Origin of the sequence: Metapseudomonas resinovorans DSM 21078 (genome assembly GCF_000423545.1) — a bacterium.
GTDB classification, from domain to species: domain Bacteria; phylum Pseudomonadota; class Gammaproteobacteria; order Pseudomonadales; family Pseudomonadaceae; genus Metapseudomonas; species Metapseudomonas resinovorans.
In genome coordinates, this window is sequence record NZ_AUIE01000007.1 from 184,839 (window position 1) to 198,131 (window position 13,293).

The 13,293-nt window shown below is 63.7% G+C and carries 17 protein-coding genes; 7 read left to right on the forward strand and 10 right to left on the reverse strand.

Annotated features, from left to right (window positions below; genetic code table 11):
* The 3 genes from G559_RS0108515 to G559_RS0108525 all read right to left on the reverse strand — a co-directional run bounded on the left by G559_RS0108515 (position 1) and on the right by G559_RS0108525 (position 2,255).
* Positions 1 to 348: a GFA family protein gene (locus G559_RS0108515; RefSeq protein ID WP_028627820.1), complete on the reverse strand. Its 348-nt coding sequence runs from the start codon at positions 346 to 348 to the stop codon at positions 1 to 3.
* A gap of 119 nt (positions 349 to 467) precedes the next feature.
* Positions 468 to 1,070, reverse strand: coding sequence for a glutathione S-transferase family protein (locus tag G559_RS0108520; RefSeq protein ID WP_028627821.1), 603 nt, complete (start codon positions 1,068 to 1,070; stop codon positions 468 to 470).
* An 18-nt stretch (positions 1,071 to 1,088) separates the two neighbouring features.
* The gene (locus G559_RS0108525) at positions 1,089 to 2,255 is read right to left on the reverse strand and encodes an aminotransferase-like domain-containing protein (RefSeq protein ID WP_028627822.1); all 1,167 of its coding nucleotides are present in this window, start codon (positions 2,253 to 2,255) and stop codon (positions 1,089 to 1,091) included.
* A gap of 82 nt (positions 2,256 to 2,337) precedes the next feature.
* On the opposite strand from G559_RS0108525, the gene G559_RS28700 reads away from it, so the two are divergent.
* Complete coding sequence (locus G559_RS28700; RefSeq protein ID WP_036997150.1) at positions 2,338 to 2,793, forward strand: MarR family winged helix-turn-helix transcriptional regulator; 456 nt, start codon at positions 2,338 to 2,340, stop codon at positions 2,791 to 2,793.
* On the opposite strand, the gene G559_RS0108535 is transcribed toward G559_RS28700, so the two are convergent.
* On the reverse strand, positions 2,790 to 3,419 hold the full coding sequence (locus G559_RS0108535; protein WP_028627823.1) for a hypothetical protein: 630 nt from the start codon (positions 3,417 to 3,419) through the stop codon (positions 2,790 to 2,792). The genes G559_RS28700 and G559_RS0108535 overlap by 4 nt on opposite strands.
* Before the next feature lie 148 nt (positions 3,420 to 3,567).
* On the opposite strand from G559_RS0108535, the gene G559_RS0108540 reads away from it, so the two are divergent.
* Together G559_RS0108540 and G559_RS0108545 are read left to right on the forward strand one after the other, a co-directional pair.
* Complete coding sequence (locus tag G559_RS0108540; RefSeq protein ID WP_028627824.1) at positions 3,568 to 4,185, forward strand: LysE family translocator; 618 nt, start codon at positions 3,568 to 3,570, stop codon at positions 4,183 to 4,185.
* Entirely contained in the window at positions 4,185 to 5,399 is a 1,215-nt protein-coding gene (locus G559_RS0108545; RefSeq protein ID WP_051246485.1) for a benzoate/H(+) symporter BenE family transporter, read from the forward strand. Before G559_RS0108540 ends, G559_RS0108545 begins: the two co-directional genes overlap by 1 nt.
* Before the next feature lie 69 nt (positions 5,400 to 5,468).
* Here G559_RS0108545 and G559_RS0108550 read toward each other — a convergent pair whose 3' ends face one another.
* On the reverse strand, positions 5,469 to 6,230 hold the full coding sequence (locus G559_RS0108550) for an SDR family oxidoreductase (RefSeq protein ID WP_028627826.1): 762 nt from the start codon (positions 6,228 to 6,230) through the stop codon (positions 5,469 to 5,471).
* A gap of 225 nt (positions 6,231 to 6,455) precedes the next feature.
* Between G559_RS0108550 and G559_RS0108555 the strand changes: the two genes are divergently transcribed.
* A complete protein-coding gene (locus G559_RS0108555; RefSeq protein ID WP_028627827.1) occupies positions 6,456 to 7,460 on the forward strand; it encodes an NADP-dependent oxidoreductase in 1,005 nt (334 codons plus the stop codon).
* Positions 7,461 to 7,506: 46 nt separating this feature from the next.
* Here the strand turns inward: G559_RS0108555 and pyrF are convergent, their stop codons facing one another.
* The 3 genes from pyrF to G559_RS0108570 form a co-directional block, all read right to left on the reverse strand.
* Positions 7,507 to 8,205 (reverse strand): orotidine-5'-phosphate decarboxylase, encoded by a 699-nt coding sequence (gene pyrF, locus G559_RS0108560; protein WP_028627828.1) that lies wholly within the window; start codon positions 8,203 to 8,205, stop codon positions 7,507 to 7,509.
* Between the two features lie 64 nt (positions 8,206 to 8,269).
* Entirely contained in the window at positions 8,270 to 9,013 is a 744-nt protein-coding gene (locus G559_RS0108565; protein ID WP_028627829.1) for a ZIP family metal transporter, read from the reverse strand.
* A 53-nt stretch (positions 9,014 to 9,066) separates the two neighbouring features.
* Positions 9,067 to 9,942, reverse strand: a complete 876-nt coding sequence (locus tag G559_RS0108570; protein WP_028627830.1) for a LysR family transcriptional regulator — start codon at positions 9,940 to 9,942, stop codon at positions 9,067 to 9,069.
* Positions 9,943 to 10,032: 90 nt separating this feature from the next.
* Here G559_RS0108570 and G559_RS0108575 point away from each other — a divergent pair, with 90 nt between their 5' ends.
* The 3 genes from G559_RS0108575 to G559_RS0108585 all read left to right on the forward strand — a co-directional run bounded on the left by G559_RS0108575 (position 10,033) and on the right by G559_RS0108585 (position 11,590).
* The gene (locus tag G559_RS0108575) at positions 10,033 to 10,506 is read left to right on the forward strand and encodes a multidrug/biocide efflux PACE transporter (RefSeq protein ID WP_036997153.1); all 474 of its coding nucleotides are present in this window, start codon (positions 10,033 to 10,035) and stop codon (positions 10,504 to 10,506) included.
* A 108-nt stretch (positions 10,507 to 10,614) separates the two neighbouring features.
* Positions 10,615 to 10,782 carry a DUF2897 family protein gene (locus G559_RS29790; protein WP_081667983.1) on the forward strand — a complete coding sequence of 56 codons (168 nt, stop codon included), beginning with the start codon at positions 10,615 to 10,617 and terminating at the stop codon, positions 10,780 to 10,782.
* 52 nt (positions 10,783 to 10,834) lie between these two features.
* Positions 10,835 to 11,590 carry a CPBP family intramembrane glutamic endopeptidase gene (locus tag G559_RS0108585; protein ID WP_028627832.1) on the forward strand — a complete coding sequence of 252 codons (756 nt, stop codon included), beginning with the start codon at positions 10,835 to 10,837 and terminating at the stop codon, positions 11,588 to 11,590.
* Here the strand turns inward: G559_RS0108585 and G559_RS0108590 are convergent.
* Both G559_RS0108590 and G559_RS0108595 read right to left on the reverse strand, forming a co-directional pair.
* Positions 11,541 to 12,290 (reverse strand): substrate-binding periplasmic protein, encoded by a 750-nt coding sequence (locus G559_RS0108590; RefSeq protein ID WP_036997155.1) that lies wholly within the window; start codon positions 12,288 to 12,290, stop codon positions 11,541 to 11,543. The genes G559_RS0108585 and G559_RS0108590 overlap by 50 nt on opposite strands.
* 180 nt (positions 12,291 to 12,470) lie before the next feature.
* Positions 12,471 to 13,100 (reverse strand): TetR/AcrR family transcriptional regulator, encoded by a 630-nt coding sequence (locus tag G559_RS0108595; protein WP_211228782.1) that lies wholly within the window; start codon positions 13,098 to 13,100, stop codon positions 12,471 to 12,473.
* Positions 13,101 to 13,293 lie beyond the last annotated feature (193 nt).

The window sequence follows — 13,293 nt, forward strand, 5'->3', positions numbered from 1 at the left end:
CTAGAAGCTCTTCCCGTCGACCTTCACCACCTTGAGATTGTCCAGCGGGACATCTTCCAGGCAGCGCACGTTCACGGCCGCCATGGCCTTACCCTTGGGATCGCTGGCTTCGCCATAGGGCGCGCAGCCGCAGTGGGCGCAAAAGTGATGGGCAATATGCATGCGGTTGAAGCGGTAGGTGGACAGGTCGGACTCCGGTGTAGAGAGCCTCAACTGTTCTCGCGGGACGAACCAGAGCAGGTAGCCGCGCCGGCTGCACAGCGAGCAATTGCACTCCATGGCCTGTTCCAGGGTGCCCTCGACCTCGAAGGCGATCTTCCCGCAATGGCAACTGCCTCGGTATTTCATGGGCGACACTCCGGATTGCGCTCGTTGGCGGGCTGAAGCGTCCAACTTAGTACAGGCCCGGAAGACCCGCCATCACGAAAAAGCCGGCTTACGCCGGCTTCGTCGCTGCTGAGAGGACCTCAATCGAACATGCCCACATGACGCGGATGGCTGGCCACGCGCTCCATCCAGGCAAGAATCGCCGGATAGCCGGACAGGTCGAAACCGCCTTCGTGGGCCACATGGGTGTATGCGTACAGCGCGATGTCGGCAATGGAGTAATGGTCACACACCAGATACGGCGTACGCTGCAGCTGCTTCTCCATCACCTTCAAGGCCTTATGCCCGCGCACCTGGCAAACCTTGTACTCCTCCAGGCGATCTTCCGGCATGCCCTGGTAGAGCTGGATGAAGCGCGCGACGGCCACGTATGGCTCGTGGCTGTACTGTTCGAAGAACTGCCACTGCAGCACCTGGGTGCGCAGACGTGGCTCGGCGGGCAGCAGGTCGCTGCCGTCGGCAAGGAAGTTCAGGATGGCATTGGATTCCCAGAGGGTGGTGCCGTCTTCCAGCTCCAGGACCGGGATCTTGCCGTTGGGGTTCTTTTCCAGGAACTCGGGGCTCTGGGTTTCACCCTTGAGGATGTCCACCGGCACCCACTGATACGGTAGGCCAAGCAGGTTGAGGGTCAGCTTGACCTTGTAGCAGTTGCCGGATTTGTAGTCGCCGTAAACCTTGTACATCGCTCTCCTCCCCTGTGATCAGGCAGCTTCGGCTGCCTGGGCCTGACGAATGACGCCAGCAAGACGCTTCAGACCTTCGCCCAGACGCTCAGGTGCCACGTGACTGAAGTTCAGGCGCAGATGGCCCGGGTGCTTGTCCGGATCGATGAAGAACGGCTCGCCCGGCATGAAGGCGACGTTCTGCTCCAGCGCCGGCTTGAGCAGGGTGCGGGTGTCCAGTGGTTGTTTCAGGGTCAGCCAGAAGAACAGTCCGCCCTGCGGGATTTCCCAGGTGGCCAGCTCGCCGAAGTGTTCCTCCAGCTCAGCCTGCATGGAGTCGCGACGCGCACGATAGAAATCACGCAGCTCGGCCAGATGCTGGCGGTACTGCTCGGTGCCGAACCATTGCAGCGCCTGCCACTGGCCGATGCGGTTGGTATGCAGGTCGGCAGACTGTTTCAGGCGCAGCAGGTGCGGGAACAGGTCCGGCGTTGCGATCAGGAAGCCCACACGCAGCCCAGGCAGCAGGGTCTTGGACACAGTACCGGTGTAGATCCAGCTGGCCTTCTTCAGGCGGCTGACGATGGGGGTGGCGCTGCTTTCGTCGAATACCAGCTCACGGTAGGGCTCGTCTTCGATCAGGGTCACGCCGAACTCGTCCAGCAGCGCGGCGACCGCGTCACGCTTGGCCTCGCTGTAGCGCGTGCCGGACGGATTCTGGAAAGTCGGGATCAGATACGCGAAGGACGGCTTGTGCCGCTCCAGGCGCTGGCGCAGGGCAGCGATCTCGGGACCGTCGGCTTCCTGGGGTACGGCGATGCAATCGGCACCGAACAGCTGGAATGCCTGCAGGGCCGCCAGGTAGGTCGGTGCTTCCAGCAGCACCTCGGTGCCCGGATCGATGAACAGCTTGGAGGCCAGGTCCAGGGTCTGCTGGGAGCCGCTGACAATCAGTACCTGACTCGCCTCGCAGGGCACGCCGAGAGCACGCGCTTCGGCGGCGATGGCTTCACGCAGCGCTGGCTCGCCTTCGCTCATGCCGTACTGGCCCATGCTTGCCGGCATCTCTGCCCAGTCGACCTTCGGCAGCATTGGCTCGGCTGGCAAGCCTCCGGCGAAGGACATCACTTCCGGACGCTGGGCGGCGGCAAGGATTTCGCGGATCAGGGAGCTTTTCAGGCGGGCGATGCGTTCAGAGAAGGCCATGGATTGTCACCGGGTGCGGAAGCGAGGAAATTAAGTCAAACTGCTTGACCGAAACTACGACGACCGCCACAGATACGTCAATATGCTTGACCTGAAAAACTCCGCCGTTCAGCAAGCAGCCATGGAAGCGTTCTTCTTCGGCTACCAGGCCTTCACCAGCAAGCCGGACGAAATTCTCGCCCGCCGCGGACTGTCGCGAGTGCATCACCGCATCCTGTTCTTCATCGCCAAGTATCCCGGCTTGAGCGTCAAGGAACTGCTCGGCTACCTGGGGGTGACCAAGCAGGCGCTGAACACCCCTTTGCGGCAGCTGATCGAGATGAAGCTGGTGGAGAGCGTCGCCGCCATCGATGACAAGCGTAAGCGCCAGCTGGGTTTCACCGTAGAAGGTGCGAAGCTGGAACAGGCCCTGCGCCGGGAACAGGCGCGCCTGTTGCAGCGCGCCTTTGGCGAGGCCGGGGAAGAAGCGGTGCGCGGCTGGCTGGAGGTCAACCAGGCGCTCTGCACTGCAAGGCAGAACGAAGACGCGGAAGGTTAGGCAGCAGGCTCCAGTTCCCGCGCACCGCGGAAAAACACCAGCATCAGTGCCACGTTGCTGGCGATCAGCGGCAGTAGGCCGAGCATCATCAAGACGATAGTGGCCATCATGATGCCGCCCACCAGGTCCAGCCATCCCATGACCCGCAACGCCGGATAGGCGTTCTGCACCTTGAGCAGGCGCACACCCAACCAGGCGGTCAGGGCGCCGAGCATGGCCACCAGACCGAAGTAGAACAACATCGGCCAGCCCGGCTGGGTACTGGCATCGCCTATCAGAAAGCCCAGCGCCTCGATCACCAGGCTGCCGATGATCACTGCCCAGACCGGCGGCGCCAGCCCCTCGGCCGAGAATCGCGCCTCGGCGAACAGCTTGAAACGGATCAGCAGGTAACAGCCCAGCAGGGTCAGGGCCACGCCGAACCAGTCGGACAGGTTGGTCATCAGCGGGTCTTCGGTAGCGCCGGCGGCCACAGCAAGTCCGGTCAGAATGAGCGTACTCACCGCACAGACCAGGCTCAGCCAGGCGAGCAGCCTGAGATGGCCGGGCGTCCAGCCGCTCATCTGCCGCGGTCCTGCTTCTTCCACCAGATCCACCCGCGGGGCGGCATAGGGGTTCTCATCCATGTGCATGGCTCCAGGCAGCAAAAGCATCACAGTAGCCGCTGATCTGCAGGGTGCCAATCGACTGTAATGCTCAACGCGCGCATTGCTGTATCGGGACGTTGCACAGTGCCTGGCTTTAGTCTGCGGACACAACGACAAGGTGACCGCCATGAGCCTGGAACTGATCTTCGCCTTCATCCTCTTTGCCTTCGTCACCTCCGTGACGCCCGGCCCCAACAACATGATGCTGCTCGCCTCGGGTGTGAACTTCGGCGTGCGCCGTAGCGTGCCGCACATGCTCGGTATCAGTATCGGCTTCATGATCCTGGTGATGGCCGTGGGCCTGGGCCTGTCCCAGGTCTTCCAGCAGGTTCCCGAGCTGTACATCGCACTGCGCTACATCGGCGCCGCCTACCTGCTTTACCTCGCCTGGAAAATCGCCGGCTCGGGCGCCCCGGATGCGGACAGCACTGAAAAACGACCGAAGCCGTTCACCTTCCTCCAGGCCGCCGCCTTCCAGTGGGTCAATCCCAAGGCCTGGGTCATGGCGATAGGCGCCATCACCACCTACACCCCGCAGGAGAACTTCGTCGTCAACGTGGTACTGATCGCCGCGCTATTCGCCCTGGTGAATTGCCCCAGCGTCGGACTCTGGACCGTGGCCGGCAGCCTGCTGCGCCGCTGGCTGGCCGAACCGCGCATACTGCGCCTGTTCAACATCGGCATGGCCCTGCTGCTGGTAGCCTCGCTCTACCCCATCCTGGCCGACGCGCACGGAAAGATCTGATGACCCCCACTTCGGAAACCCCGGCCAACCCGCCGCGCCTGCGTCCCCTGGCCGACTCGTCGCCCTCGGCCGTGGTGGCGGGCTTCATCGCCATGCTCACCGGCTACACCAGCTCCCTGGTGCTGATGTTCCAGGCTGGGCAGGCCGCGGGCCTGAGCAATGCGCAGATTTCCTCCTGGATCTGGGCCCTGTCCATCGGCATGGCCTTGACCACCATCGGCCTGTCGCTGCGCTACCGCACGCCCATAGTCGTCGCCTGGTCCACGCCTGGTGCAGCCCTGCTGATTACCAGCCTGCCCGGCGTGAGTTACGGCGAGGCGATCGGCGCCTTCATCGTCTGCGCCGCGCTGCTCGCGCTGGTGGGGCTGACCGGTGGTTTCGAGCGCCTGATGCGGCGCCTGCCCGCCTCGCTGGCCGCCGCCCTGCTGGCCGGCATCCTGTTCAAGATTGGCAGCGAAATCTTCATCGCAGCCCAACATCGCACCGCCCTGGTGCTGGCGATGTTCTTCAGCTACCTGGTGTTCAAGCGCCTGCAACCCCGCTATGCCGTGCTGGTGGCACTGCTGGTGGGCTGCGTGGTGGCGGCTGCGCTGGGCCTGCTGAATTTCAGCGGCTTCGAGTTCGCCCTGGCGGAACCTGTCTGGACGACGCCTGACTTCTCTGTCACGGCGGTGATCAGCATCGGCATTCCGCTGTTTGTCGTCGCCATGGCTTCGCAGAACATCCCCGGCATTGCCGTGCTGCGCGCCGACGGCTACCAGGTGCCGGCTTCGCCGCTCATCTCGGTCACGGGGATCGCCTCACTGCTGCTGGCGCCCTTCGGTTCCCACGGCATCAACCTGGCGGCCATCAGTGCCGCCATCTGCACCGGCCCCCATGCCCACGAGGACCGCAACAAGCGTTACACCGCCGCCGTCTGGTGCGGGATTTTCTACGGTATCGCCGGTACCTTTGGCGCGACCCTGGCAGCGCTGTTCGCCGCCCTGCCCAAGGAGTTGGTGCTATCCATCGCCGCCCTGGCGCTGTTCGGTTCCATCAGCAACGGCCTGACTGCCGCCATGCAGGAACCCAAGGAGCGCGAGGCGGCGCTGATCACCTTCATGGTCACCGCCTCGGGCATGACCTTGCTGTCCATCGGCTCGGCCTTCTGGGGCCTGATCGCCGGCGTGCTGACGCTGTTGATCCTCAACGTGGACAGCGGCAAGGACAAATGAAGAAAGGCGCCGATTGGCGCCTTTCTCTTTTGCTCGTTGTGAGCGAATTGATATTCCCCAACAGCTGCTTCAGATCGCGGTAGCTCCACCATCCACCGCGAGCGCGTGGCCAGTGGTGAAACCGGCCGCATCGCAGCAGAGGTAGAGCACCGCCGCAGCGATTTCCTCCACCTTGCCGATGCGTCCCACCGGGTGCATGGCCGCGGCGAACTCGCCTTTCTTCGGGTCTGCCTCGTAGGCGCGGCGGAACATATCGGAGTCGATCACTGCAGGGCACACGGCGTTCACCCGCACTTTCTTCTTTGCATACTCGACGGCCGCCGACTTGGTCAGCCCGATCACGGCATGCTTGGAAGCTGCATAAATGCTCATCTTCGGCGCCGCGCCCAAGCCCGCCACCGACGCGGTGTTGACGATGGCGCCTCCCCCCTGGGCCAGCAACAGCGGGATCTGGTGCTTCATGCAGAGCCAGACGCCCTTCACGTTGACGCCCATGATGGCGTCGAACTCCGCCTCACTGCCCTCGGCCAACTTACCCTTCTCGATCTCGATGCCGGCGTTGTTGAAGGCGTAATCCAGACGGCCATAGGCGGCTACGGTGCCCTCCATCAGCGCCTGGACCTCCGCGTCGCGGGTCACGTCACAGCGGATGAACTGCGCGTCGCCACCGGCGGCACGAATCAACTCCACGGTGCCTTCACCACCGGCGACATCCACATCGGAAACCACCACCTTCAGGCCCTCGGCGGCGAACGCCAGGGCAGTGGCGCGACCGATACCGTTGGCAGCGCCGGTTACCAGGGCAACCTGGCCGGAGAACTTCATGCTCATCTGTGCATCCTCGACGGGAATGGAAACTGCAGCGCAGTCTAGTCATCCGCCATGGCACGGCGTCAGCATCATCAAGGCTCTGGTGGACACACCATCCAGCCCACTGATGAAAGCCAGACCACTGAATCATTGACATGGATGACGGCACATTCCGCCCCGCCACCGAACTTGCCACTGCCGCCCCGCGCGACTATCACCAGAGCTTTCCCTTTCGGAGTTCCTGCCATGTCCCAGCTCAACCGCCAGTTCCTCCTCGCCCAGCGACCGGTCGGCCCGGCCACCCGCGACACCTTTTCCTACGTGGAAACCCCAACAGGCGAACCCGCCCCCGGCCAGGTACTGGTGGAGAACCTCTACCTGTCCCTGGACCCGGCCATGCGCGGCTGGATGAATGACGCCCGCTCCTACATCCCCCCCGTCGCGATTGGCGAGGTGATGCGCGCCCTGGGTATTGGCAGGGTGGTGGCGTCCCAGCACCCCGATTACCAGGTAGGCGACCATGTCTGTGGCGTGGTGGGCGTGCAGGACTACTTCCTCGGCGAGCCGCGCGATTTCCACAAGGTGGACCCCAACCAGGCGCCGCTGCCCCTCTACCTGTCCGCTCTTGGCATGACCGGCATGACCGCTTACTTCGCCCTGCTCGACGTGGGCCAGCCCAAGGCTGGAGAAACCGTGGTGATTTCCGGTGCCGCCGGGGCGGTGGGCGGAGTGGCCGGGCAGATCGCTCGGATCAAGGGCTGCCGCGTTGTGGGTATTGCCGGCGGCGCCGACAAATGCCGTTATCTGGTGGAAGAACTGGGCTTCGACGGTGCCATCGACTACAAGGCCGAAAACCTCCACGCCGCGCTCAAGCGCGAATGCCCCAAGGGCGTGGATGTCTACTTCGACAACGTTGGCGGCGATATCCTTGATGCCGTGCTCACCCGCATCAACCGCAAGGCACGCATCGTCATTTGCGGCGCCATCAGCCAGTACAACAACAAGGAAGCAGTGAAAGGACCGGCCAACTACCTGGCGCTGCTGGTGAACCGCGCGCGCATGGAAGGCATGGTGGTATTCGACTACGCGCCGCGCTTTGGCGAGGCGGTCAAGGACATTGCCGGCTGGCTGGCCAGCGGCGAACTGAAGAGCAAGGAGGACGTGGTGAGCGGGCTGGAAACTTTCCCGGAAACCCTGGGCAAGCTGTTCAGCGGGGAGAACTTTGGGAAACTTGTGCTGAAAGTGCGCTGATCGGCGCAAATGGTGCGCTGCCTGCCAGGGCAGCGCACCAACGACGTCAGGCCAGTTCGGCCACGACAGCGGCCAGGGCCTTGGCCGGGTCGGCGGCCTGGCTGATCGGGCGGCCGATCACCAGATAGTCGGAACCGGCATCCAGGGCCTGGCGCGGCGTGAGGATGCGGCGCTGGTCGTCCTGGGTGCTGCCGGCCGGACGGATACCCGGAGTCACCAGTTGCAGGCGCGGATAGGCAGCCTTGAGGTCCGTGGCTTCCTGGGCCGAACACACCAGGCCGTCCATGCCGGCCTTGTCGGCCAGGCCTGCCAGGCGCAGCACCTGCTCCTTGGGCTCGATGTCCAGACCGATGCCGGCCAGGTCCTCGCGCTCCATGCTGGTCAGCACAGTCACACCGATCAGTAGCGGCTTGGGCCCGTTGAACTTGTCCAGGGTTTCACGGCAGGCCGCCATCATGCGCAGGCCACCTGAGCAATGGACGTTGACCATCCACACACCCATCTCGGCAGCAGCCTTCACCGCCATGGCAGTCGTGTTGGGAATGTCGTGGAATTTCAGGTCAAGGAAGACTTCGAAACCCCGATCACGCAACGTCGAGACGATTTCCGCAGCGCAGCTGGTAAACAGCTCCTTGCCCACCTTGACCCGGCACAGCCTGGGGTCCAACTGGTCGGCCAGCCGCAGGGCAGCGTCACGGGTGGGAAAGTCGAGGGCGACAATGATCGGCGTCTGACAGGCGGACATGGGGCAATCTCATACGAATCGGAAACGGCGCGCATTGTAGCGGAAGCCAACGCGCGCCGCTGCCTTACACGATGTGGTCCAGCGCGAAGGCTGTCATGAATCCGGCCAAGGTGATCAGCCCGGTCCAGGCGTGGGTACTCTCGAAGGCTTCGGGAAGCAGTGTGTCCACCAGCATGCAAAGCACGGCCCCCGCCGAGAATCCCAGGGCGAAAGCCAGCCAGGTCGGCGACAGCCCGGCGAATAGCCCCGGCCCGGCCATGGCAGCCAAACCCGACAAAAGCGCGATGACACCCCAGAGGCCGAACACCAGCCAGCCGCTGCGCTTCTCCTCGCGCAGGCCAGCGGCGCTGGCCAACCCCTCGGGCAGGTTGGCAAGGAAAATGGCCACCAGCATCAGCAGGCTGACCTCACCACCGTCCAGCAGGCCCAGTCCCAGGCCAAAGGACTCGGGGATACCGTCCAGGAAGGCACCGACGGCTATCAGCAAGGCGACCATGCCGTTTCCACCATTCGCAGCCTTGCTGCGGTGATGTTGCTCCAGGTGATCGATGTACTGGTCGGCCAGGACGAACACGATGCCACCGGCCAGCAAACCGCCCAGAGTCGGCCAGAGTCCGCCAAGGCGTTCGGCCTCCGGGATCTGGCCGAAACACAGCGCGGCAATCAGCACCCCACTGCCGTAGGCCATGATCGAGGCAACCACCTTCTGCGGCAGCTTGGTGAAGAAACCAATGGCGGCTCCAATGAGCAGGCTGCTAGCGGCCAGCCAGCCCCACAAGCCGGCCTGGATAGTGACGGGTATCTGCACGAAGTCCTCCTTGATCGATGCGCCCGGTCCGGCGCGCCGTTTCCACGGCCAGCCTATCGGCCCAACAGCCGTTCCAGCAACCAGCTTGCCGCCGGGCCCAGTGGTCGCTGCCGGGACCAGACCACATCCACCGCCTGGCTGCGCGGCCAACCGGGTACCTGCAGCTCCTTCAGGCGCCCGTTGGCGTAGCCGCTGACCAGCCAGCGCGGCAACTCCGCCCAGCCGAATCCCTGGATGGCCATTTCCAGCAACATCAGGTAGCTCGGCGCCGACCAGCAGCGCCCGCTGCTGTCCGGCAGACCATCGTCAACCGCCACGGCATCACCCAGGGTGTTCAGGCGCAACAAGCGCCATCCGGACAGGTCGCTCACGCGCACATCCACCCGCTGCGCCAGGGGATGGTCAAGGGCCACGAACAGTCCGAAGTCAGCGCGCTCGGCCACCATCGCCGAGCCCAGTTCTGGCGGGTAGCTGCCCTGAGCGGCCAGCAACCCCAGCGTGGCGCGCCCCTGCGCAACCAGTTCGATCACATCGCGATCCTCGGCGATCAGGCATTCGAACTCGAGATCGGGGTAGCGCTGATCCAGCTCAGCCAGGCGTTCCTCGTACTGCGCCGACTGGTAGGCATCCGAAAGCGCGAGGCTGACGCGGGGCTCCAATCCTCCAGCGAGTTGAGCCGCCGCATGCTGCAAGCGATCTGACGCCGCAAGAATTGCCTCGACCCGCCCCAGCAGGGCGCGTCCAGCATCGGTCAGTTGGGCCTGGCGGCTGCTTCGGTCGAAGAGGGTCAGCCCCAGGTCGATTTCCAGCCGCGCAATGGCCTCACTGACGGTGGACTGGCTCTTGCCCAGCTTTCGCGCGGCGGCGCTGAACGAGCCAAGGGAGACGACCTGGGCAAAGGCTTCAAGTGATTCAGGCGAGTAGTTCATATCGGCTTTCCCGATGACATCTAACTTAACCCTATCCCAACAACCGATGAGAATACAGGCCATACCTTCATACGGAGCCTGGAGATCGTCATGCCTCGGACCACCACCACCGCCCTGAACAAGTCCTTCAAGGAGCGGGTACTCCACGCCCTGGCCTTCGAAGGCCTGGCCGTCCTGTTGACTGCCCCGGTGCTGTCCCTGGTGCTGGACAAGTCGCTGGCGCACATGGGCGCGCTGACCCTGATGTTCTCCACTGTGGCGATGCTCTGGAACATGCTCTTCAACAGCCTGTTCGACCGGGCCCAGCGGAGCCTTGGCTTCCAGCGCACCCTACCGGTGCGCCTGGCCCACGCCGTGCTGTTCGAACTGGGTCTGATCGTGGCTCTGGTTCCGTTGGCGGCCTGGTGGCTGTCGATCGGACTGGTGGAGGCCTTCCTGCTGGATATCGGCCTGTTGCTGTTCTTCCTGCCTTACACCCTGGCCTTCAACTGGACCTACGACACGCTTCGCGCGCGCCTGCTGGACACCCGGTCGAAGGCGACCACCGGCTGCGGCGCCCGCTGAACCAGCGGCGGCCTCCTTCAGTCGGCGCTGGCGAATCGATGATTCTCGGGAACGTGGAAAGGCGCGCACAATCGAATACAGTAACGCCCCTTTCCGCAGGAGATGATCATGCCCTGGTATGCCTGGCTGATACTGGTCCTGGCCATCGGCTCCATAGTCGGTAGCCTGATGCTGTTGCGCGACACAGCGAAAAAACTGCCGCTGACGGAGGAGCAGCTCAAGCGCATCCGCAAGCGCAATGCCGAGATGGATGCCAAGGACGCCAAGGACCGCTGACCCCGTGCCCGCCCCCGAACAAAGGACCGCTGCATCAGCGCAAGGAAGCGTCATGCCGCTTCACCTGCAACTGCTGTTCCCGCTGATTGTCCTCGCGCTCGGCCAAGGACTGGGCGGCGTGCAGGTAAGCGCCCTGCTGGCGGGCGTCGCCTATGCGGGCTGGGTCCTCGCTGATCGCCAACTGCCAGCCTGGATCTGGCTGCCAGTCACCCTGCTCTCCTCGGTAGCACTGGCCGCCCACCTGGTGCCCGGCTTCAGCCCGTTGCCTCTGGGCGAACCGCAGCGCCTGAGCCCCGATGCAGCGCCCTACGCCCTGCGCCTGTCCTGGGACAAACTGCTGGTGGGTATGACATTACTCGCCTGGTGGCTGGGCCGCCCGACACCGCCGGCACCCTCCGCGCAGCGGGCATGGCTCGTGGTACTGGCAACCCTGCTGCTGGTACCCGTGCTGGCCATGGCGACTGGCCTGGTGGGTTGGCAACCGAAATGGCCGGCGATGCTCTGGGAATGGCTCGCAGTCAATCTGCTGGCCACGGTGCTGGCGGAGGAGCTGGTGTTTCGTGGACTGCTGCAACCGGCGCTGGTCGTCAGGCTGGGGGCTCGCAACGGCGTCCTGCTTAGCGCGGCAATTTTTGGCGCCGTCCACCTGCCCTTCAGTCCGCTGTTCGCCCTACTGGCGGCGGTAGCCGGCCTGGGATATGGCCTGGCCTTCCACTACAGCGGCCGACTCGCCGTAGCCGTGGCGCTGCACCTCGGCGTCAATCTCTGCCATCTGCTGTTGCTGAGCTATCCGCTGCGACTGGCCTGACCACGATGCCATAGCGCCCGAAGATCTGCTGCAACTGTCCACCGGCGCGCAACCTTTCAAGCAAGGCGGAAAACTGCGCCGCCGTGATGGGGGCCCCAGGCCGCAGCAGGGCGTAATGGTGGTAGCGCTGGTCCAGCCGATCGCTGGCCAGGAAGCTGCCGGCCTGCTCCGGGTTCTGTTCCAGGTAGGCGTTGAAATAGGAACGGGTCACCAGGGCGATGTCTGCGCGCTCCTTCAGCAGCATTTTCAGATTGCTGTCGTGGGAATAGGTGAGCTTCGCGTTGAACTCGCGCTGAAGGAACTCAGGGTCGGGATTGAACCCCGCAAAACCGTAGTGATAACCGTTGTAGAGCGCCAGGCGTTTACCGGCCAGCTCGAAGAAGTAGTGCTGGCTGCGCTCCGGCTGGGCCTTGGCGACGAAGATTTCCGCATCTTCCAGCCCCATGTCGATCCGCGCCCCGGGAATGCCTTGCCAACCCCAGTCCGGATTCTCGAACACGGCCAGGTCGATCCGCCCGTCCTGGAAGTCCTTGAAGCGCCGTGGAATTGCAGTGGGGCGCACGACGAAACGGTAGTCCGCCTGCAACTCATTGAGCGCCGCGAGCATGTCCAGCAGCAAGCCACTGGCCTCGGCCGATTCGGGTTTGATCACGTAGGGTGGAAAGTGCGCGCCGGCGACCTGGACGGTCTGCGACGCCATCACGGGCGCTGAAACCAACAGAACTACGGAGTACCACAAGGCTTTCAGGGACAACCCCCTGCCAACTTCCATCTCTACCGCTGCTCCCTGCAGATACGGCCCTGCGCCGCAGAGTACGTGATTAAAGTTACAGCCACCCAGGTTCAGCCGCGCAGGCTGTGACAGAGTTCACGTTTGCCGTCAGGCGTCCTTGATCACCAGCGACAAGGCCTGCTCGGCCAGTTGGTCGAGGCTCATCGGTCCTTCCGGACGGAACCAGGTGGTGGTCCAGCTCAGGGCACCGGTGAGGAAACGCCGCAGGATGAACGGATCAGCGGTGAAGTAGCCCTCGGCCCGCGCCTCGCCCAGCACCTGTAGCCAGATCTGTTCGTAGCTGTCACGCAGTTGGAGGATGTATTCCTGGCTTTCTTCCGACAGCGAACGCCATTCGTACACCAGCACCCCCATGGCTTCGCCGGTACCGCCCATGATCGATTGCAGCTCGCAACGAATCAGCGCCAGCACCCGCTCGCGCAGGTCACTAGCGTCGCCCAGGGACGCGCGCATCAGCGCCGTGTTGTAGAGGACGGTTTCCTCCATGACCGAACGGAGGATCTCATCCTTGCTTTTGAAGTGATGGAAGATGCTGCCGGACTGGATGCCCACGGCACTCGCCAGGTCGCGCACCGTGGTGCGCTCGTAACCCTTGCTGCGGAACAGGTGGGCAGCGGTCTGCAACAGCTTGCCACGGGCGCTTTCGGGGTCGGTGATCTGGCCGCTGGCTACCAGCTCGTGCATCACCGCTTGGGCTTTTTCATCGTCAACGCTCATTGGCATCCCCGCTGCAGTCAGCCACTCCAACTTAAGAATGGTCTGCAAGTCTCTGTCTTGATTAACGAAATCTATGCTGGGCAATGCGCCCAAGCAAGCGCTCGGGCGAAAAAAGAACTGAACCGGGACTTTTCAACCAAGCGCTTGCTTGGTAGTGTTCGATCTATCACCCAACAGTGCTGCGGAATAATCC

Bases quoted from the DNA above. Each gene is read 5' to 3' on its own strand.
- G559_RS0108515 (WP_028627820.1), bottom strand. From the start codon at position 348: ATGAAATACCGAGGCAGTTGCCATTGCGGGAAGATCGCCTTCGAGGTC.
- G559_RS0108520 (WP_028627821.1), bottom strand. From the start codon at position 1,070: ATGTACAAGGTTTACGGCGACTACAAATCCGGCAACTGCTACAAGGTC.
- G559_RS0108525 (WP_028627822.1), bottom strand. From the start codon at position 2,255: ATGGCCTTCTCTGAACGCATCGCCCGCCTGAAAAGCTCCCTGATCCGC.
- G559_RS28700 (WP_036997150.1), top strand. From the start codon at position 2,338: ATGCTTGACCTGAAAAACTCCGCCGTTCAGCAAGCAGCCATGGAAGCG.
- G559_RS0108535 (WP_028627823.1), bottom strand. From the start codon at position 3,419: ATGGATGAGAACCCCTATGCCGCCCCGCGGGTGGATCTGGTGGAAGAA.
- G559_RS0108540 (WP_028627824.1), top strand. From the start codon at position 3,568: ATGAGCCTGGAACTGATCTTCGCCTTCATCCTCTTTGCCTTCGTCACC.
- G559_RS0108545 (WP_051246485.1), top strand. From the start codon at position 4,185: ATGACCCCCACTTCGGAAACCCCGGCCAACCCGCCGCGCCTGCGTCCC.
- G559_RS0108550 (WP_028627826.1), bottom strand. From the start codon at position 6,230: ATGAGCATGAAGTTCTCCGGCCAGGTTGCCCTGGTAACCGGCGCTGCC.
- G559_RS0108555 (WP_028627827.1), top strand. From the start codon at position 6,456: ATGTCCCAGCTCAACCGCCAGTTCCTCCTCGCCCAGCGACCGGTCGGC.
- pyrF (WP_028627828.1), bottom strand. From the start codon at position 8,205: ATGTCCGCCTGTCAGACGCCGATCATTGTCGCCCTCGACTTTCCCACC.
- G559_RS0108570 (WP_028627830.1), bottom strand. From the start codon at position 9,942: ATGAACTACTCGCCTGAATCACTTGAAGCCTTTGCCCAGGTCGTCTCC.
- G559_RS0108575 (WP_036997153.1), top strand. From the start codon at position 10,033: ATGCCTCGGACCACCACCACCGCCCTGAACAAGTCCTTCAAGGAGCGG.
- G559_RS29790 (WP_081667983.1), top strand. From the start codon at position 10,615: ATGCCCTGGTATGCCTGGCTGATACTGGTCCTGGCCATCGGCTCCATA.
- G559_RS0108585 (WP_028627832.1), top strand. From the start codon at position 10,835: ATGCCGCTTCACCTGCAACTGCTGTTCCCGCTGATTGTCCTCGCGCTC.
- G559_RS0108590 (WP_036997155.1), bottom strand. From the start codon at position 12,290: ATGGCGTCGCAGACCGTCCAGGTCGCCGGCGCGCACTTTCCACCCTAC.
- G559_RS0108595 (WP_211228782.1), bottom strand. From the start codon at position 13,100: ATGAGCGTTGACGATGAAAAAGCCCAAGCGGTGATGCACGAGCTGGTA.